Origin of the sequence: Alicyclobacillus acidocaldarius subsp. acidocaldarius Tc-4-1, from assembly GCF_000219875.1 — a bacterium.
Lineage (GTDB): Bacteria > Bacillota > Bacilli > Alicyclobacillales > Alicyclobacillaceae > Alicyclobacillus > Alicyclobacillus acidocaldarius_A.
In genome coordinates this window covers 1,438,233-1,456,030 of the sequence record NC_017167.1, presented here as the reverse complement: position 1 = coordinate 1,456,030, position 17,798 = coordinate 1,438,233, and the positions used below count along the sequence as shown (strand labels likewise).

General features: G+C 60.6%; 19 protein-coding genes and 1 pseudogene. 7 read left to right on the top strand and 13 right to left on the bottom strand.

Features of this window, described 5'->3' with window-relative positions; all coding sequences use genetic code 11:
- The first annotated feature begins 1 nt into the window (after window position 1).
- From TC41_RS06850 to TC41_RS06840, 3 genes are read left to right on the top strand one after another with little or no spacing between them, the layout of a single operon-like run.
- Window positions 2-598: a TetR/AcrR family transcriptional regulator gene (locus TC41_RS06850; protein WP_014464290.1), complete on the top strand. Its 597-nt coding sequence runs from the start codon at window positions 2-4 to the stop codon at window positions 596-598.
- A 51-nt stretch (window positions 599-649) separates the two neighbouring features.
- Window positions 650-1,408, top strand: a complete 759-nt coding sequence (locus TC41_RS06845; protein WP_014464289.1) for an electron transfer flavoprotein subunit beta/FixA family protein — start codon at window positions 650-652, stop codon at window positions 1,406-1,408.
- 41 nt (window positions 1,409-1,449) lie between these two features.
- Window positions 1,450-2,433: an electron transfer flavoprotein subunit alpha/FixB family protein gene (locus tag TC41_RS06840; RefSeq protein ID WP_014464288.1), complete on the top strand. Its 984-nt coding sequence runs from the start codon at window positions 1,450-1,452 to the stop codon at window positions 2,431-2,433.
- 29 nt (window positions 2,434-2,462) lie between these two features.
- Here TC41_RS06840 and TC41_RS06835 read toward each other — a convergent pair whose 3' ends face one another.
- The 9 genes from TC41_RS06835 to TC41_RS06795 all read right to left on the bottom strand — a co-directional run bounded on the left by TC41_RS06835 (window position 2,463) and on the right by TC41_RS06795 (window position 9,581).
- Window positions 2,463-2,954 (bottom strand): hypothetical protein, encoded by a 492-nt coding sequence (locus TC41_RS06835; RefSeq protein WP_041695145.1) that lies wholly within the window; start codon window positions 2,952-2,954, stop codon window positions 2,463-2,465.
- Between the two features lie 14 nt (window positions 2,955-2,968).
- Entirely contained in the window at window positions 2,969-3,469 is a 501-nt protein-coding gene (locus TC41_RS06830; RefSeq protein ID WP_014464286.1) for an Hsp20/alpha crystallin family protein, read from the bottom strand.
- Between the two features lie 31 nt (window positions 3,470-3,500).
- A complete protein-coding gene (locus tag TC41_RS06825) occupies window positions 3,501-3,806 on the bottom strand; it encodes a hypothetical protein (protein WP_041695144.1) in 306 nt (101 codons plus the stop codon).
- Window positions 3,770-4,111 carry a hypothetical protein gene (locus tag TC41_RS06820; protein WP_014464284.1) on the bottom strand — a complete coding sequence of 114 codons (342 nt, stop codon included), beginning with the start codon at window positions 4,109-4,111 and terminating at the stop codon, window positions 3,770-3,772. Before TC41_RS06820 ends, TC41_RS06825 begins: the two co-directional genes overlap by 37 nt.
- Before the next feature lie 72 nt (window positions 4,112-4,183).
- Window positions 4,184-4,825, bottom strand: coding sequence for a GGDEF domain-containing protein (locus tag TC41_RS06815; RefSeq protein ID WP_237700054.1), 642 nt, complete (start codon window positions 4,823-4,825; stop codon window positions 4,184-4,186).
- Between the two features lie 346 nt (window positions 4,826-5,171).
- A complete protein-coding gene (locus TC41_RS06810; protein ID WP_041695143.1) occupies window positions 5,172-5,774 on the bottom strand; it encodes a TlpA family protein disulfide reductase in 603 nt (200 codons plus the stop codon).
- A 103-nt stretch (window positions 5,775-5,877) separates the two neighbouring features.
- Window positions 5,878-7,803, bottom strand: a complete 1,926-nt coding sequence (locus tag TC41_RS06805) for a bifunctional homocysteine S-methyltransferase/methylenetetrahydrofolate reductase (RefSeq protein ID WP_014464280.1) — start codon at window positions 7,801-7,803, stop codon at window positions 5,878-5,880.
- Window positions 7,804-7,945: 142 nt separating this feature from the next.
- Complete coding sequence (locus TC41_RS06800; protein ID WP_237700053.1) at window positions 7,946-8,182, bottom strand: hypothetical protein; 237 nt, start codon at window positions 8,180-8,182, stop codon at window positions 7,946-7,948.
- 4 nt (window positions 8,183-8,186) lie between these two features.
- Window positions 8,187-9,581 carry a glycine--tRNA ligase gene (locus TC41_RS06795; protein WP_041695141.1) on the bottom strand — a complete coding sequence of 465 codons (1,395 nt, stop codon included), beginning with the start codon at window positions 9,579-9,581 and terminating at the stop codon, window positions 8,187-8,189.
- Between the two features lie 165 nt (window positions 9,582-9,746).
- Here TC41_RS06795 and TC41_RS06790 point away from each other — a divergent pair, with 165 nt between their 5' ends.
- The gene (locus TC41_RS06790; protein ID WP_041695140.1) at window positions 9,747-10,538 is read left to right on the top strand and encodes a Cof-type HAD-IIB family hydrolase; all 792 of its coding nucleotides are present in this window, start codon (window positions 9,747-9,749) and stop codon (window positions 10,536-10,538) included.
- 73 nt (window positions 10,539-10,611) lie between these two features.
- Window positions 10,612-11,220, top strand: coding sequence for a transcriptional repressor LexA (gene lexA / locus TC41_RS06785; RefSeq protein WP_041695139.1), 609 nt, complete (start codon window positions 10,612-10,614; stop codon window positions 11,218-11,220).
- 88 nt (window positions 11,221-11,308) lie between these two features.
- On the opposite strand, the gene TC41_RS06780 is transcribed toward lexA, so the two are convergent.
- From TC41_RS06780 to TC41_RS06765, 4 genes are read right to left on the bottom strand one after another with little or no spacing between them, the layout of a single operon-like run.
- The gene (locus tag TC41_RS06780) at window positions 11,309-12,748 is read right to left on the bottom strand and encodes a sugar porter family MFS transporter (RefSeq protein WP_014464275.1); all 1,440 of its coding nucleotides are present in this window, start codon (window positions 12,746-12,748) and stop codon (window positions 11,309-11,311) included.
- Between the two features lie 21 nt (window positions 12,749-12,769).
- On the bottom strand, window positions 12,770-14,206 hold the full coding sequence (locus tag TC41_RS06775; protein ID WP_041695138.1) for a tagaturonate reductase: 1,437 nt from the start codon (window positions 14,204-14,206) through the stop codon (window positions 12,770-12,772).
- Window positions 14,207-14,237: 31 nt separating this feature from the next.
- Window positions 14,238-15,050, bottom strand: a complete 813-nt coding sequence (gene iolB, locus TC41_RS06770; RefSeq protein WP_014464273.1) for a 5-deoxy-glucuronate isomerase — start codon at window positions 15,048-15,050, stop codon at window positions 14,238-14,240.
- Window positions 15,051-15,072: 22 nt separating this feature from the next.
- The gene (locus tag TC41_RS06765; protein WP_041695137.1) at window positions 15,073-16,569 is read right to left on the bottom strand and encodes a UxaA family hydrolase; all 1,497 of its coding nucleotides are present in this window, start codon (window positions 16,567-16,569) and stop codon (window positions 15,073-15,075) included.
- 99 nt (window positions 16,570-16,668) lie between these two features.
- Here TC41_RS06765 and TC41_RS17130 point away from each other — a divergent pair.
- Window positions 16,669-16,854 (top strand): annotated as a pseudogene (locus tag TC41_RS17130) (LacI family DNA-binding transcriptional regulator); the annotation flags it as partial.
- Between the two features lie 146 nt (window positions 16,855-17,000).
- Window positions 17,001-17,786 (top strand): substrate-binding domain-containing protein, encoded by a 786-nt coding sequence (locus TC41_RS06760; RefSeq protein ID WP_308727039.1) that lies wholly within the window; start codon window positions 17,001-17,003, stop codon window positions 17,784-17,786.
- Window positions 17,787-17,798 lie beyond the last annotated feature (12 nt).

Sequence of the window (17,798 nt, the reverse complement as noted above, 5' to 3'; positions counted from 1 at the left end):
CATGACAAGTGGATTGGCGGAGAAAAGGAGAGAAAAGTACGAGGCAATCCTCAAAGCGGCGCTGAAAGTGTTTGCGGAACACGGTTTCTTCAATTCGCAGGTGTCCAAAATTGCCCGCGAGGCGGGCGTAGCGGACGGGACCATTTATCTGTACTTTAAAAACAAGGAGGACATCTTGATCTCTTTGTTTCGGGAGAAGCTCGGCAGCCTCGTGCGCAAGTTTCACGAGCATGTGCACGAAGATGATCGCGCGGATGAAGCGATTCGCAAGATCTGCGAGCTTCACTTCACCGAACTCGAGAAGGATGTTCAACTGGCCAAGGTCACGCAGCTCGAGCTCCGCCAAAGTTCGCGCGAATTGCACAGCGAGATCAGCAAAGCGCTCAAGCCTTATATTCAGCTGATTGAAGACGTGCTGGTGCGCGGAATCGAACAAGGGATCTTCCGCCGCGACTTAGACGTGAAGCTCACGCGGTTGTTGATCTTTGGCGCCATGGACGAAGTCGTATCGTCTTGGCTGATCTCGGGCAGGCGGTATTCCCTGTCGGCCCAAGTCGACAAAACCGTCGACTTCTTTCTCCGAGGTCTCCGCGCCTAGCGGCTCGGGGCCCAAGACACCACCCATCATTTTGGTAGGAGGTTTTGCATCATGCATGTCGTGGTACTCATGAAGCAGACATTCGACACGGAAGAGCGCATCCGACTCGTGGATGGCAAGATTGCCGAGGATGGCGTCAAGTGGATCATCAACCCCTACGACGAGTACGCTGTTGAAGAAGCCATCCAGTTGAAAGAAAATCAAGGCGCCACGGTGACCGTGGTCAGCGTGGGCAATGAAAACACGACGCAGGCTTTGCGCACGGCACTCGCCATGGGGGCGGACGAAGCCGTCCTGATTGAAGCGCCAGAACTGACAGATGAGCGCGCGATTGCGAAAGCCATTGTCGCCTATTTGAAGGACAAGTCGTTTGATGTTCTGCTCGCAGGCAACTTTTCCGTCGACAACGGAGCCGGTCAGGTGGCCATCCGCGTCGCACATCAACTCGGTCTCCCCCACATCGCTGCGGTCACGAAGCTGACCATCGAGGGCAATCAAGCGACTGGCGTCCGGGAGATTGACGGCGATGTCCAGACTGTGACCGCGACGCTTCCGGCTCTGTTCACGGCTCAACAGGGACTGAACGAGCCGCGCTATCCATCGCTTCCTAACATTATGAAGGCCAAGAAGAAACCGCTTACCACCCTCACGCTGTCGGATCTCGGCCTGTCGAGCGACGACGTGGCCCCAAAAGTGGAGCGCGTCGAGGTGACCCTGCCGCCGAAGCGCCAGGCCGGTCAGAAGATCACCGGCACCCCGGACGAGCAGGCGGAGCAATTGGCCGAGATTCTCGTCAAGGCGCTTCGGTAAAGCCATGCGGTGAGTCACACAACAACGGGAGGTAGGAAACGATGCCGAAGAAAGTTTTGGTCATTGCGGAACAGCGGGACGGAAAACTGCGTCAGATCGCCCTGGAGGCGCTTGGGGCCGCGCGCGCGATTGCGGATGGCGGTTCGATTGTGTCGGTCGTAATCGGGAGCCAGGTGAAGGATGCAGCGGCCGAACTCGCACAGCACCCTCAGGACAAGGTCATTGCCATTGAAGGCGATTCCCTGGCCAACTATGACTCGGAACACTATTACCTCGCCCTGCGCCCTGTCTTGGACGAAGTGCAGCCCGACGTGGTGGTGCTTGGACACACGGCCGGCGGCCGCGACCTGGCGCCGAAGATCTCGGCTGCACTGGATGCACCACAGGTCTCTGACGTGGTGAGCCTCGATGTGCAGGGCGGCGACGTTTTGTTCAAGCGACCGATCTACGCGGGCAAGGCGTTCGAGACGAAGCGGGTCTTGTCGACGCCCTATGTAGTGACGGTCCGCCCGAATAACCTCCCCGCAGACGCCGAACAAGGCGGATCCACGGAAGTCGACGTGCGCGCGTTTGACGAACCGGCCGACGTCAAAACCCGGGTGGTGAACGTCCAGAAGAAGGCGAGCACTGGCCGGGATCTCACCGAGGCGCGCGTGGTGGTTTCCGGTGGCCGAGGTGTCAAGAGCGCAGAGGGCTTCAAGCCGCTCTACGAGCTCGCGGAGGTCTTGGACGCTGCGGTGGGCGCGTCGCGCGCGGCCTGCGACGCTGGATACTGCGACTACAGCCTGCAGATTGGGCAGACGGGCAAGGTTGTGACGCCGGACGTCTACATTGCATGTGGCATCAGCGGCGCGATTCAGCACCTCGCGGGGATGAGCCAGTCGAAGCTCATCATCGCCATCAACAAGGACGCCGAAGCGCCCATCTTCGAGATCGCTGATTACGGTGTCGTGGGCGATCTGTTCGAGATCGTGCCGAAGTTGACCGAGAAACTGCGCGAAAAAATGGCCGCCGCAAGAGCCTGAGGTTCGCGAACAGCGGGCACCTCGCTGCGCTATCCCTGGCGCACGAAGGTGCCCGCTTTGTGATCACTATCCAGGAAGACGCCGTCCATCCCGTCCGCGTCGTAATTCACGTGGAGCCCCGCGATCTCGACGTTGTGATCGCCTCCGATATCGCCCGAGGCCTTGTTGGTCTTTTGATGCTGATCCCAGCCTGTGATCTGCGCATCCCCGACGAAGACGCCTGCATTTTGCTGCATGGAATTCACGCCAAGGCTCTGAAATGCGATTCGCGTATCGATGGGCGCCTGCTGGCGCGTCTGCAGGACGTGCATGTCGCGATCGTCGACCGGCATGTCGATCCCGTCGGGATCGTAGAGTAGCACGCGATTCTGCGCGACCCACGATTGGGAACCGACCGCGCCAAAGCCTACGTTGGACTTCTCGTGCGAACTGAGCCCATAGACGACGTTACAGCCGCCCACGAGGAGCGCTGACGAGCGCTCGATGGTGCCCACGTGAAGGTGCATTGGCCATGCGCCCAATGAGCCCCCTCCCTTCAGCCTTCTTCGGGTGCAAACTCGATGGCGACGGTGTTGCCGGGCGTCTCGCGCGTGAGATCCTTCGCCATGTACACGATGAGCAGCCCGCTGCGGTAGACGGCCTTCACGCCATCCGGATTCACTCGCTCCGGCAAATCCATCTCCCTGTCGAACGCGCCGCGGAACAGTTCGGATGAGAGGACGTGATCGTGCGCACCGGCGAAGTACGACGACAGCTGACCTCGTACCCGCAGCAAGCGCGGGCGCACGGTGAGTGCGACGTCTCCCTGGGATTTGAGCCCGGGGAGCGCGATGACGGCCACGATCTCACTGCTCCGGTTGTACAAGTCGATGGGCGGAAAGGGCGCCGCGGTCGATTCGTCCTGAAAGAAAGGGACGCCTTGAAAATTCGGCATCGGGATGTTTTTCAGGAAGTCGGGGCCGAGCCACTTCCGCACGTCGCCGAGTTCCTGCAGCTGATTGAGAAACTCGAACGGATGATTGGATTTCTGGTTCATGATTCAGCCTCCAACGCAGAACACCCGCGCGTCAGGCGCGCAGCCAACGCTCCGGCCACGGCGAAGGTCGATCCTCGCGCGCAGAGGTTCCAGCGGATGGTGACCACTGATTGTTGGCGACGATGGAACGACTTCCGTACACGTTGCCGAACCCCTGTTGCACTTGCGCTTGGTGACGAAAGTCGGACGCCCACGTGTTCCCCAAGCTCATCACGGAGGCACCTGCCACTTGGTGAACGGTGATTTGGCCGATCACGAACGTGGGAGACAGGAGCCGTACGAGAGGATGAAGGTCGCGCGTCACGGACAGTTCGGCGCCTGTCGTTCCTCGTTCCACGATATGCGGTACCCCCTTGACGTCGCTTCGAGTTCAGACGTTTCGGACGATGGCTCGGGAGTTCGGCTGGTGTCCACCCGGATATGGTTGCCGAGGGTCAGCGTGCCGCTCAATTCGTTGACATCCAGCCGATCCAGTCGAAAGACGAGCTCCTTGAGATCGACGTGGTCCACCTGCACGCGCTCGACCGCGATGTCGATCCGGCGATCCGCCGGCGCATCCAGCCGCTCTTCTAGCAACGACAGAACGCGCGCCAACTGTTCGAGGATCTCGGTTTCCTTTTTGCGGCGACGAAGCGAGAACATGCGCCGATCCTCCCAGCTGGACCCAAACCTCTGTTCAGTTGTATGCGGCGTGCATCGGCTTCATTCCGATTGTCAGGAGATCAGCGCGAAGAAGGGCGATGAAGGTTCACGAAACGGGGCTTTCTCCGTGTTGCTTTCTCCAGCGTTTGTTCTCGTACAGGCGCTCGTCCGCGGCCGAGTAACAGGCTTCGAAGCTGTCGCCATCCACGCCGAGCACGCTCCCCCCACGGACACCGCGCACGTGCCGCTCCAGCGTTCCCGAACGGCCCGCTGCAAAGCAAACATTCTGGGCCGCCAATCCGGCGAATCGGACCATGCAACGACGAGGAATTCGTCGCCACCGATACGGCCCACGAGCTCATCGGGTCGTGCCTCCTCCTTGAGCGTCTGTACCACGAGGCGCAGCACGCGGTCTCCGACCGGATGCCCGTACGTGTCATTGATATGCTTGAAGTGGTCGATGTCCACGATGCCGACAATCGCGTGACGCGCGCGGTCCTCCCGAGCCACCTCGAGGACGTATGGCCACCTCCGTTCAATGCCGAGCCGATTCCAAGCGCCCGTAAGAAGATCGCGCTGGCTCGCATGTTCGGCGACTCGAAGCGCCATGATCATGTCGAGCCCCAACGAGACCTGAGCTGAGCAAGCTTCCATGAGCGCATGACTCGTCTCCCAAGTGATGTGGACGACGGGCTCCGTGCGAGCCGCAACCATGGCACCGCGCACTTCCTCTCGCGAATAGAGGGGCCATACGCCAAACTCTAACACGGACAAGGACGCTAGCCACGCGCGCAGTTCATCATGCGGGATGTCCTCGACCAACAGCCATCGTCCCGCTTTCGGTAGATGAAGAGTCCCCCGTTGACTGCCGCCAACTGGCTCAGCGCGTCAGCGGCAAACCGAAACAGTTCCAATCCGCGCTGCGCACGACCCCAAGTCCGCGTATGTTGGAAGAGCGCACTGAGCGATCCCGCGTCCATCTGCATCGTCACCCTGCGATCCGGCCTGCCTCACCGCCTTGGGTGGGGCTTATGCTGTGATTGTACGCGTTTTAACGCGTTTAGGACAGAGCCTTTTCCCATATCTCGGCCCGGTGCTCGCCATAGAGCGACCAAAGCGCACTCCCCTGGCGAAAGACTAGGGTAGGATACCCGAGGGGCGCGTACCGGTCCCCTGCCGACGGGGTGAGGATAAACACCTGTTCGAACGGGGCCAGATGCAGTGCCGCATCCTCTTCGCGGGCAATCCGGATTGCGGTCTGGAGCGACGTGCCGGCCGGATACCCGACATTGACAATCACCGGCATGTGCTTCAGGCGATGCCGGATGGCCGTCAACAATTGCAGCGTGCGCTGGCAATGCGGACACCAGTACGCCGCGAAGAGAAGGGGCTGGCGCTCCGGCGTGAGCACTTCCTGTCGACCGCTCGCTGTCCAGACCGGCACCGCGCCGTACAAGCCTACGGACGCAGGCCGAGGATCCCACCGCGGATCCTGGCCCTGGTTCATGGCTCCCGTGAGATTCTGAAACACCAAGGGATGTGGGCGATCTCGCCCAGAGGTCTTTGCCACTTCCCCGCTCGCCTGGGATTGTCCTATGACGCCGCAACCCACCGTCAACATGGCGATCCATCCCGCTAACATGAGCGTCCACGTCCGACGCATACGCGCCCTCCCTCCACAAAACGCGTCCTCCGTCACCATATCGCGGCTTGCTGTTTGCCGCAATCGCGTACAGGAGACATTCGTCGCTTTCGGGAGGCGCGCGTCACGCATGCCCATGCGGGCGGGAGACAAGCGTTGCCTCCAGGCGTCGAGCGTATTCGGTGAGTCGAACGGTCATCTCGTAACGAAGAAAAGGAGTCACCAGATAAAGGCCCGGGAAGAGTCGTATGGCCACCTCGACCAATTCTCGAGCGATGGCCTCGCCGACTGCGGGTGCCTCCTCAGGCGCGGCCTCCTGCATGCGGCGCAGCGCCTGTTCGGACAGGCGAATGCCTGGCACCTGATGATGAAGAAATTCCGCATTTCGAGCGCTTGTCAACGGCATGATGCCCACGAAGACCGGGACGCCCAGGTCTCGCGTCGCCTCGGCAATGGCCGCCATCAAGTCGGGATCAAACACGGGCTGCGTCATCACAAAATCCGCGCCCGCCTCCACCTTTCGCTGCAGGCGTTCCACGGCCTTTCGGAAGTTGTGGACGTGCGGGTTGAACGCCGTTCCGATGACAAATCGAGACGGCTGTTTGAGCGGTTGACCGGAGAAACCGATGCCCTCGTTGAGCCTGCGGACCATTTTGGTCAAGTCCATCGACGACACGTCGTACACGCTCGTGGCCCCCGGCAGCTCTCCATACCGGGACGGATCCCCCGTCACAAGCAACACGTTGCGGATGCCAAGGACGGCGAGTCCCATCAGGTGGGACTGCTGCCCAATGAGGTTGCGATCTCGGCATGTCACGTGGACCAACGGCTCAATTCCGCGCTGTTTGAGGAGGCTCGCCAGTGCCATGTTGGAGACGCGAACCGAGCCCAGCGAATTGTCCGCCATGGTGATGAGATCGGCACCCGCGCGCGCCAGCGCTTCGGCCCCGTCTAAAAAGCGAGCAATGGACAGGTGCTTCGGTGGATCCAATTCGACGACGATGGCCTTTTTTTCACGTGCAATCTCGACAACACTCACGCCTTCGTGATAGCCCCCGGCTCCTAGGGTCACTCTGGACGGTCCGCTCGGCCCGCGGGTGTCCGCCGGAACGGTGGCCCCGTGTGGTTTGCGGTCCGCGCGCATCAGGGCATCGCGAAGGCTCCGAATATATTCCGGCGTCGTTCCACAACAACCGCCGAGCCATCGGACCCCAAGTTGCGCAATGCGCAGCATAAGGCGCGAAAAGTCCTCTGTGTCTCCAGTGTACGCGATCTCGTCCGCCTCCGACCGCTGCAGAATCCCAGCGTTTGGAACAGCCGCATAGGGCCCCTCGGCTGACAGGCCCGCCTGCTCGTAGGAGCGCAAGATCCCGTAGGGTCCGAGGCGACAGTTCAATCCCACCACGTCGGCGCCCGCCGCCCTAATGCGCCGGAATGCCTCCGCGAGCGGAACCCCGTCGCGCGTCACCCCAATTTCCTCGGGTGATAGGTTCACCACCAGCGGGAGGTCCCCTAAGAGGGGGCGCACGGCCGCAATCGCAACGAGCGCCTCCTCGAGATCCGGGAATGTTTCCAAAATCAAGCCGTCGATGCCGGCGCTAACGAGCGCCTCCGCCTGTTCGGCGTAGACGTGCGCAAGCAAATCGCGCTCGTCGTCCTGCAATAAGGCGCCGTACCGATAACCGCCCATGGCAGGACCCATCGTGCCGTACACGCTCGCCTCACCGTGAGCGGCGGATCGGGCGATTTCGACGCCCCTTCGGTTGAGGCTCGCCACGTCCACGGAGAGACCGTGGCGCTCCAACGCGACTCGATTGCCCATGAACGTGTTGGTCTGCAGGACGGTGCAACCCGATTCGACGTAACGGCGATGCACACGCGCGACGAGATCGGGCGAAGTCAGATTCAATTGCTCCACCGGCGTGCCGATGGGAACGCCCAGTTGGTGTAGATAGGTGGACATCGCGCCATCGAAGATGACGAAAACGCCAAGCGAGCCCTCGACGTCTCGGGGCGGTCGACGCCACTCGCGCCACACTGCATCACTCATTGCGGATTCTTCCTCTCGTCCACGCCAGAAGTAAAAGGTTTACGAGATTTTCGACATTGTACCACATGCCCGAGCGTGCACGTCATGCCAGCTGAAAAAAGGCGATCCGCCGAAGCGGACCGCCCAGGGCGTGGGTTGCCTGTCACCCGTTCGACTGCCTCTTGCCGTGAGGCACATTCGCCCGGTGATATGCTTTCCAGGGAACCACCGCATCCAGTCGCGAACTCAACATCTGGTTGCGCCGCTCCACAAACGCCTCCACCTCGTGGTTGTGGCTAAGGGCTCCCACGAACGTGAAGTCGTCGTTGTGATGTTGCGTGTGTTCACCTGACATCTGGCCCACCCCCGGCTTAGCATGACTCCATCCTGCCGGCTTCATGCCTTCACCACGTCGCGCCCGACGACCGCAATTGTTCATCCAGCCATGCGCGCACGCCTTCCATCGGGATTCTGACCTGTTCCATCGAATCGCGCATCCGGATGGTCACCTGTCCGTCCGATTCCGACTCGAAATCATACGTCACGCAGAAGGGCGTGCCGATCTCGTCCTGCCTGCGATATCGCTTCCCAATAGACCCCGTCTCATCGTAATCGGCACTATACACCTGAATCAGGTCCAGGTAGAGACGGTGCGCCGGTTCGTTCAGCTTCTTCGACAAAGGCAACACCGCGACCTGGTAAGGCGCGAGCTTCGGGTGCAGCCGGAGAACGACGCGCGTGTCGCCTTCCGCCACTTCTTCCTCGTCGTAGGCGTCCGCGAAGACCGCGAGAAACAGGCGATCAGCGCCGATCGAAGGCTCGATGCAATAGGGAATGAAGGGCTCTCGGCCTTCCTCCTGCACCATCATGTTCTCCCCGGAGTGCTCCTGGTGTGCCTTGAGGTCGTAATCGGTGCGATTCGCGACACCCAAAAGCTCGCCCCAGCCGAACGGAAAATGGTACTCGATGTCCGTCGTCGCCTTGCTGTAGTGGGACAGTTGCTCCTTTGCGTGATCGCGAAACCGCAGATGTTCCGCCTTGATCCCGAGTGAGAGCAACCAGTCCATACATGTCTGCCGCCAATACGCAAACCATTTTTCGTCTTCGCCTGGCGCGCAGAAGAACTCGAGCTCCATCTGTTCGAATTCGCGCGTGCGAAAGATGAAGTTCCCGGGCGTGATTTCGTTTCGGAAGCTTTTGCCAAACTGACCGATGCCAAACGGCAGTTTCTTGCGCATGGTGCGTTGGACGTTTTTAAAGTTCACAAAAATGCCTTGCGCGGTCTCGGGGCGGAGATACACCTCGTTGGCCGCGTCTTCGGTCACGCCTTGAAACGTGCGGAACATCATGTTGAACTGCCGGACGTTCGTAAAATCGCGAGCTCCGCAGTTAGGGCAAGCGATTTGAAGTTCCTCAATCAGCCGCTCCATCTCGGCAAACGGCAGGCCGTCCACCACCAACGACTTCCCCTGCGCCTCTGCAGCCTCTTCAATGAGTTTATCCGCCCGGAAGCGGGCCTTGCACTGACGGCAGTCCACCATCGGGTCGTGGAAGTTTGCCACGTGTCCAGACGCCACCCACACCTGCTTATTCATGAGGATGGCCGAATCCAGACCGACATTCAACGGATTTTGCTCGATGAAAAACCGCCACCAGGCGCGCTTCAAATTGTGTTTGACCTGGGCGCCGAGCGGCCCATAATCCCACGTGTTGGCCAATCCGCCGTAAATCTCGGAACCAGGGAAAATAAAGCCTCGCCGCTTTGCGAGCGACACCAACGTGTCCATTGTGACCTGCATCGACTGTTCCTCCTGCTCGTCCTCAATATGGCTATGATAGCCGAGGCCGGCGCCTATGCGCAACGGAGCGCGTCCGCTGTGCCTATTTTGGCAGGGTGTTGTGTATAATGAAACTCCGACTGGTCTCATACCGGCGCGAGCGGTCGCAGCATGGGGGGAGAGTTCGTGAAAACCAAGCAACGCGTCAAAATGGTGTTTCTCGACATCGATGGCACGCTGTTTGTAAACGGCCGGATCGTGCCCAAAAGCGCCGCGGCGGTCGCCAAACTCATTGAAAACCACATTCCGGTCGCCGTGTGCACGGGTCGGAGCGTCATTCATGCGCAGCACGTGCAGGCCTCGCTCGGGATCCCATACGGCATCTATTTTAACGGCGGTTTGGTAAAGGCCGGAGATCGAGAAATCTTTGCTCTGCCTTTCTCGCGCGAAGTGGTTCGCGGCATCCTGCAAGCGGCGGAGCGCCGCGGCATTCAGACCATCATTCACACGCACGATCACGCCTTCAGCCTGCGGCCTATTCCACCGCAATATCTTCCAGTCCTCGCGTCCTACGACTTCCCGCCCATCGCTTGCGAGCCGAGGATGGCCGATCGGCTGGACGAGATCGGCGTCTTTCAGCTGAACGCATTCATGACCGCCGAGTGGGACGACGTGTTCGAACGCGAGTTCCCCGAATGCTACGTGTACCGCTGGCATGAACAGGCCGTCGACTTCCAGCGACGGAAGTCCGACAAGTCCATCGGCGCGATGCACCTCCTCTCGTATCTGGGCATCGCACCTGAGGACGCCGTGCACATCGGAGACGGCGGGAACGACATCGGCATGTTCCGCACCATGGGATACTCCTTCGCCATGGGCAACGCGAATGACGAGGTCAAGCGCGCGGCCAAACGCGTCACGTCAAGCGCCGACGAGGGCGGCGTAGCGGACGCTTTGGCCGAACTTGGGCTCATCTGAGATCCCACCTCCGAACACGTGTTTGCACCTTCCCGCGCGACGTGGTAGAATGGGTGCGAAGGGAGTGGGAACGGTGAGCGGTCTCACGGCTCGTCAACGCGCAATTCTCGAGTTTATCCGAAAAAACATCCGCGAAAAAGGATACCCGCCATCGGTGCGAGAGATTGGGGAAGCGGTCGGGTTGGCGTCCAGCTCGACGGTTCACGGGCATCTCGAACGACTGCAGCAGAAGGGTTATCTGCGTCGAGATCCGACCAAACCGAGAGCTCTGGAACTCCTTGTGGACGACGAGGAACCGGGGGATGTCGTGCTCGCTCCCATCGTCGGTCGCGTCACGGCAGGACTTCCCATCTCGGCGCTGGAAGACATCGAAGGATACTTGCCTTTGCCTCGCGACGTGGCGAAAGGCGATGAAGTCTTCGTGCTGCGCGTGATCGGTGAGAGCATGGTGAATGCGGGCATTCTGGATGGAGATCTCGCCATTGTTCGGCGGCAGACGTCGGCCGATAACGGGGATATCGTCGTAGCCATGACTGATGAAGACGAGGCCACCATCAAGCGGTTTTACCGGGAAGATGGCCGTGTGCGCCTCCAACCGGAAAACGACGCCATGTCTCCGATGTACTTTCCGAACGTAACCATCCTGGGCAAGGTCATCGGGATCTTTCGGCAGATCCGATAGAAAGAAAAACATGCGGCGCAAGCCTCTTTTGCTTCGCCGCATCTTCAGAGCACCTCTACAAGACCAGGCATCGAGATACGTCAAGCGGTCACAGCGAACGTCCTCGCTCCGACTGGAGCCAGTCGCTTTGGATCTTCTCCATCGTCTTCTTGCTCGTCTCCGGCACGGCCCGCTGCATGAAGACGGCCATGGCGATGCAGAAGAGCGCGAAGATCCAAAACGTCCACGTCCCGCCAATCGCCTGCAACAAAATCGGGAAAAACTGTGCCACGAGATACGTGGCGAACCACAGCGCAAAGGATGCGATAGCCATCGCGCGGCCGCGGATAGCGGTCGGATAGATCTCGGACAACACAATCCAAACGCCGCCGCCCCAGGAAAGCTCATACGCAATCGTGTGCGCAAACACGAGCGCGAGAACCAGCCACGTGATCATGTGCGGCAGCGAAAAGGCGATGCCGAGGACGACGAGGAAGAGCGCCATGAGCATCCCGTTCCACACAAGCAACCGCTTTCTTCCGACGCGATCGACGATGAGCATGAGCACAATGACGAAGATGACCTTGATGGCGCCAATCCAAACGGTGTCGTAGAACGACGCGTTGGTGCCTGCGCCGGCCGCCTTGAAGATCATCGGGGCGTAATAGCCCACCGCGTTGGTGCCCGTGAACTGCTGAAAAATCGCGAGCACAATGCCGATGCCGAGCGCCTTTCGAATGCCCGGGCGCGACAGTTCCTGAAACAGGGAATCCGGCACGACTTCGAGCGATTTGCGAATCTCCTCGACGTCCCACCGCGCGCGCTCGGGACCGCTCACGCGTTCCAGAATCGAGATGGCTTGCGCTTCGCGTCCCCGTTTCATCAGATACCTTGGGCTCTCCGGCACAAAGAACAGCAGCGCGAAGAAGATGACAGCCGGGATGACGCCCATGGCAAACATCCAGCGCCAGCCTGTCGTCTGGTTCCAGGCCGTGGTATGCGAACTCACGATGGCCGCGTTCACAAAGTAGACGATAAAAATCCCGGACACAATCGCCAACTGGTTCGACCCGACTAATCGCCCGCGGATCCGCGGTGGTGCGATTTCGGCAATGTAGAGCGGTGACAACAGCGATGCCAGCCCGATGCCGACGCCCCCGATGAACCGCCCGGCCACCAACACGCCTACGCTCGGCGCGAAGGCCGAGATCAGGCTCGATGCGATGAAGATCACGCCCGCGACCGACAGCGCTTTCTTCCTCCCAAACGAGTCGCCGAGGAAGCCTGCAATCAGCACGCCGAGCATGGCGCCGAGATCGATGCTGCTCGAGACGAGGCCGGTGGTCGCGGCGCTCATGTGAAACTCCGACTTCAAAAACTCGTTCGCCCCTGCAATCACGCCCGTGTCATACCCGAAGAGGAGCCCGCCAAGCGATGCAATCACGACGACCGTCACGACATAGCCCAGATTTGCCGGAATCCCCTTCGTCCTATCCTTTGCCAGTGGAGGCCTTCGGTTCGTCCTCGAATCGCCCGACGCCGGTCTCACCCCCTTTCAGCCATGAGCGTGTCACAAAGACGCCACCGCCTGAACTGGCCCCACTCGCAATACAAGGTCCACGAAACGGGTCCATCCGTCGAGCACGCCCGGCACCTGGGTCAGGTCCGTGGACCACAACTCGGTGTCCGAAAGAATGGCGCGCGCTGAGGCCTCGACGTCGTCTTGCCACAACCCCTTAAGCCGGGGCCCAGCCGGATCCGGCTCAGCTGCGTGTTCCATGCCCGGCCGATACGCCAGGCACACCGCCGCGATGGCCGCCGTGAGCCTCTTGGCGTCTCCGAACCTCTCCACCGCGTCCAGGAGCGTCGGCACGAGACGGATTCTTGCCTTCGAGATGGCGTTTGTGGCAATTGAGCGCAAATTGTGCTCCAGATACGGATTCTGAAACCGCTCGAGCACATTACGCGCGAAATCGCGCAACCTCTCCGGACGGGTCACACGGGACTCGGTGGCCGGCACGATTTCGTCCTGCACGAGCTGGTGAACGAACCGAGAGAGCGTCGGGTGCCCCATCACCCCAAGCACCGTTTCGAGGCCCGCCATGAGACCCAGGTTTGCGAGCGCCGTGTGTGTGCCGTTCAGGGCACGAAGCTTCTGCAACCGAAAGTCGCGGATGTCGTCCGCGTACTGGACGCAAAGTCCTACGTCCTCGAACGGCCACAGCGCCTTCAGCCGCTCGCTGCCGCGGATGGCAAACAGGTAGTACGGCTCAACCGTCACCGCCAGCGCGTCTTCGTAGGGAAGCGGCGGATCGCCAGCGTAAGGGGTCACGATGCGATCGACGAGGGTGTCGCAGAATTCGACGCGCTCGTGCAGCCAGCGCATAAAGTCGCCCCCGAGCCGCCAATCCGCCGCATGGCGCTCCACAATGGACCGCAACTGCTGACCGTTGTCGTCGATGAGCTCGCACGGGACGACGATCATCCGGCCTGTTTCTTGCCAGCCAAGCGCGAGATACCGCTCGTGCAGGTACTGCGTCAGCTTCGCCGGATATGTCCCAGGCGGAGCATCCGCGGTCGGTCTCGGCATCGCTTCGTACCGCACGCCCAGTTCGGTGGTGTTCGACACGGCGATCTCGACGAGCGGATCGCGCGCGAATCGCAAGATCTGCGCCCACTCCCGTGTCGAATCCAAGGCGCGAGCTACCGACGTGACAAGCTCCATGTTTTCCACGGGCCTGCCGTCCTGCAGGCCGCGCACGAGCACCGTGTACAGGCCATCTTGTTCCTGAAACTGGTGAATGTGATGAGCGCCGCTCGGCCGAGGGTTCACCACGGCGATACGCCCTTGAAACGTACCGGACTCATTCAAGTGGTGCACAAGCCAATCGACGAAGCCTCGCAGAAAAATGCCTTCGCCGATTTGAATGACCCGGATAGGCATGGTTCGCGCGCGCTCGAAGCTCGCGCGAGTTTCCCCGTCCAATACGCCTGCGTGTAACCGCATCGTCTCGTCTCCCCACGGAAATGTCCGAGATTCAACCCCACGAGCGCTCGCGGATCCAGGCATGAGCCGGATCGTCGTGCGGGATCATCACGCGATTCACGGGGCCCGCCATGAGCCACAGGTAGTACAATTGATAGCCGCCCGCAGCGCAGACCGGATGATACCCACGCGGGATCATGAACGCGTCGCCGTGTCGAACGCGGTAGGTCTCGTCGATAGAGCCATCCGAGGTGTAGATGGATTGAAGCCCAAAGCCGTGAGGCGGATCGAGCTGATAGAAATAGATTTCCTCCATGAGCGCCTCAACGCCCGGAATGTACTCGTCGTGTTTATGGGGCGGGTAACTCGACCAGTTGCCTGGCGGATTGAACGTCTCGCCGACGATGATCCGGTGAACGCGGCCTTCCGCCTGCTGGACCACGATATCGTGAACCTTGCGTTCGAAGTTGGCCTGCCCCACGGTCTTCACCTGGACTTTGTCGGGCGTGACGACAAACGGCTCATGGACTTCCTCCGCAACAGCCTGGCAGACGGCGACCTCGAGCGCGCCGTCGCCCGCGTTCTCCACGCGGAACGGGTGGCCCACCGGCACGTACACCGCTGTCGCCGGCGCTGCAAAAACGTTTGCCCGCTCGTATGGGCCATAGGTATGGTGGCCGACCGACACGCGCATGGCGCCCGACAGGAGAACGAGCACCACCTCTCGTCCCTGAAACTCCGCTTCGTGCGCTTCGCCTCCACCAAGCCGCAGGTGACCAAACGAAATCCACTTGAGCCCGGCCGCGTTCTGTTGCGGCACCAACTCGTGATAACCGTTTTCTTCCTTACCTCGCACCAGATACATTCTCAACCAACCTCCGCTTCGCTCAAAGAGTGACGCCGTCCTTGAAGATGGCGATCTCGCGATACCCGTTCACTTCGTTCCGAGCGAGTTCCTCTCCCGACGCCACGCGGATGACCTTGTGCAGCAATTCCTCCGCGAGATCGTCCATCGACTCCCCGAGCACAATCCGGCTCGCGTCGAAGTCGATCCAGGCGGGTTTCGACGACGCAAGCTGGTGGTTGCTCGCAATCTTTAACGTGGGAACGGGTCCGCCGAAAGGTGTACCTCGGCCTGTGGTGAACAAAATCAGCTGCGCACCGCTCGCCGCGAGCGCGCTCACCGATACCATGTCGTTTCCAGGCGCCGAGACCAGGTTGAGCCCCGGTTTCACGGCTGGATGGCCGTAGCTCAAGACATCGACCACCCGGGAGAGGCGCCCGCCCTTTTGCACCGCGCCGAGCGATTTTTCTTCGAGCGTGGTGATGCCCCCCGCCTTGTTTCCTGGGGAAGGGTTTTCGTACACGGGCTGGCCGTGGCGCGTGTAGTAGTCCTTCCACGACTGAATCAGATCCACGACTTTGGCGAACGTCTCCGGGCTGTCGGCGCGATCCATGAGTACGGTCTCCGCACCAAACATCTCGGGCACCTCGGTCAGGAGCGCCGTGCCGCCGCGAGCGACGACGCGATCCGCCACCTGTCCCACGAGTGGATTCGCCGTGACGCCTGACAGACCGTCGGATCCGCCGCATTTCAGGCCCAACTTCAGCCGAGCCACTGGCACCGGCTGGCGGACAAAGGCTCGCGCTCGCTCGACAAGTACTTCCAACCGCCGCATGCCCTCCGCGAACTCGTCCGTGGTGCGCTGAAGTTCAAGGAACGCCACCTTCTCTAGCGACGTTTGATCCAACCGCTCCCGAAACGCCTCAATCCGGTTGTTCTCGCAACCGAGCCCAATCACGAGAACGCCTGCGGCGTTGGGATGTCGGACGAGCCCCGCAAGTAGGGATTGGGTGTAGACGAGATCGTCCCCGAGTTGTGAACACCCGTACGGATGCGCGAAGTGGTACACGCCGTCGATCCCGCCTCCGCGCCATTTGGCGTCGGCCATCGTTGCCAACCGCTCGGCCACTTTGTTCACACACCCGACCGTATTCAGGATCCAGATCTCGTTGCGCACGCCGACCTGGCCGTCCGACCGGACATAGCCCATGAACGTGAGGCCGTCGTCAAGCACAGGTGCCGGAGAAGTGTTCGGTCGGTACACGTAAGAGCCGCGCTCCGAGAGCGCCGTGCGCAGATTGTGTGTGTGTACCCATTCCCCCGGCTCGATGTCCTGCGTTGCGACGCCGATGGGAAAACCGTATTTGTGCACCGCTTCTCCACGCTTCACCGGCTTGACCGCGAGCTTGTGGCCCAGAGCAATCGGCGCCCGAGCGCTCACCTTCCCGAAAGGGGTCTCGACGACCTCCCCCACGTCGAGCGGTTCAAGCGCTACCATGACATCGTCCACCGGTGAGAGATGCAAAACCTTGGGCGCCACGCGGAACCGCCTCCTTTGTCGCCCGTTCACCCCATGCAACGGAACGTTAGAATAACTGTTAAATTAACATTCTAGACAAACAAAAAGCGGATGAGATGAATGCGATTTCTCTCGCAATTCAAGTGCAGTATACGCCGCTCGAAAAGGTATTGTCAATGTGTTATCATTCACATCAGGAAGATACGAGAGAGAAGGGTGACGAGCATGGCCACGATGGCGGATGTCGCGAAGCGCGCGGGCGTGTCCATCATGACGGTGTCTCGCGTCGTGAACAACTCCGGGTATGTGAAACCTTCGACGAGGCAAAAAGTGCTCGCGGCGATGCAGGAACTCAACTACGTTCCGAAAGGGCAGCAATCCTCGCCGCACGACACGTGGATGCTCATCGTGCCGGACATCACCAACCCGTTTTTACCTTTATCGCGCGCGGCATGGAGGATGTGGCGCGCAAACACGGTTTTCGGGTGTTCATTGCCAATACCGACGAGGACCTCGAGAAGGAACAGGAATATGTGCAGATGTGCCTCGATTATCAGGTGCGCGGCGCGCTCGTGGTGCCCGTCGGAGATCCGTCGCGCGAAAACCTAGTGCGGCTCACGGAACATCACGTGCCCTTTGTGCTCATCGACCGTGAGATTGAGGGACTCGACGCTGATCTCGTCAAGGGAGACATTCGCGAGACCTCGCGTCGGCTCGTGGAGCATTTGCTCGAACTCGGCCACGAGCGCATCGCAGCCGTGGTGGGCCCGCTCCACAGCGCATCGAGCCGAGAACGGCTCGACGGCTACCGAGACGCCCTTCTCCATAAGGGACTACCCGTGGATGAGAGCCTCATCTTCACGGCGCCCATGACGAGAGACATGGACGCATCCTTCGTGGACGCACTCGTCCTGCGTTCGGATGCCCCCACCGCCCTGTTTCTCGGCAACATGTTTCAGTACGCGCACATCGTGCGCAGACTTCGCGGCCTTGGCCTGTCGATCCCCCAGAACATGAGCGTGGTCAGCTTTGGCAACACCGATGATCTTGCCTCAGTCGATTCGATAGCGACGGCGGCCGTTCAACCGGCGTACAACTACGGATCGCTTGGCGCACAACTTCTGCTGGAACGGATTGAGGGCGTCCGGAAGACGTCGACGAGGATTGTACTCCATTCGGAGATGGTCGTGCGCAGTTCCACGGCACCTCCACCTGTGCGGATGGCCAGTAAGGGGTGACCTTGGCAGCCA

Bases quoted from the DNA above. Each gene is read 5' to 3' on its own strand.
- TC41_RS06850 (WP_014464290.1), top strand. From the start codon at position 2: ATGACAAGTGGATTGGCGGAGAAAAGGAGAGAAAAGTACGAGGCAATC.
- TC41_RS06845 (WP_014464289.1), top strand. From the start codon at position 650: ATGCATGTCGTGGTACTCATGAAGCAGACATTCGACACGGAAGAGCGC.
- TC41_RS06840 (WP_014464288.1), top strand. From the start codon at position 1,450: ATGCCGAAGAAAGTTTTGGTCATTGCGGAACAGCGGGACGGAAAACTG.
- TC41_RS06830 (WP_014464286.1), bottom strand. From the start codon at position 3,469: ATGAACCAGAAATCCAATCATCCGTTCGAGTTTCTCAATCAGCTGCAG.
- TC41_RS06820 (WP_014464284.1), bottom strand. From the start codon at position 4,111: ATGTTCTCGCTTCGTCGCCGCAAAAAGGAAACCGAGATCCTCGAACAG.
- TC41_RS06815 (WP_237700054.1), bottom strand. From the start codon at position 4,825: ATGGTTGCGGCTCGCACGGAGCCCGTCGTCCACATCACTTGGGAGACG.
- TC41_RS06810 (WP_041695143.1), bottom strand. From the start codon at position 5,774: ATGCGTCGGACGTGGACGCTCATGTTAGCGGGATGGATCGCCATGTTG.
- TC41_RS06805 (WP_014464280.1), bottom strand. From the start codon at position 7,803: ATGAGTGATGCAGTGTGGCGCGAGTGGCGTCGACCGCCCCGAGACGTC.
- TC41_RS06800 (WP_237700053.1), bottom strand. From the start codon at position 8,182: ATGAAGCCGGCAGGATGGAGTCATGCTAAGCCGGGGGTGGGCCAGATG.
- TC41_RS06795 (WP_041695141.1), bottom strand. From the start codon at position 9,581: ATGCAGGTCACAATGGACACGTTGGTGTCGCTCGCAAAGCGGCGAGGC.
- TC41_RS06775 (WP_041695138.1), bottom strand. From the start codon at position 14,206: ATGCGGTTACACGCAGGCGTATTGGACGGGGAAACTCGCGCGAGCTTC.
- iolB (WP_014464273.1), bottom strand. From the start codon at position 15,050: ATGTATCTGGTGCGAGGTAAGGAAGAAAACGGTTATCACGAGTTGGTG.
- TC41_RS06760 (WP_308727039.1), top strand. From the start codon at position 17,001: ATGGAGGATGTGGCGCGCAAACACGGTTTTCGGGTGTTCATTGCCAAT.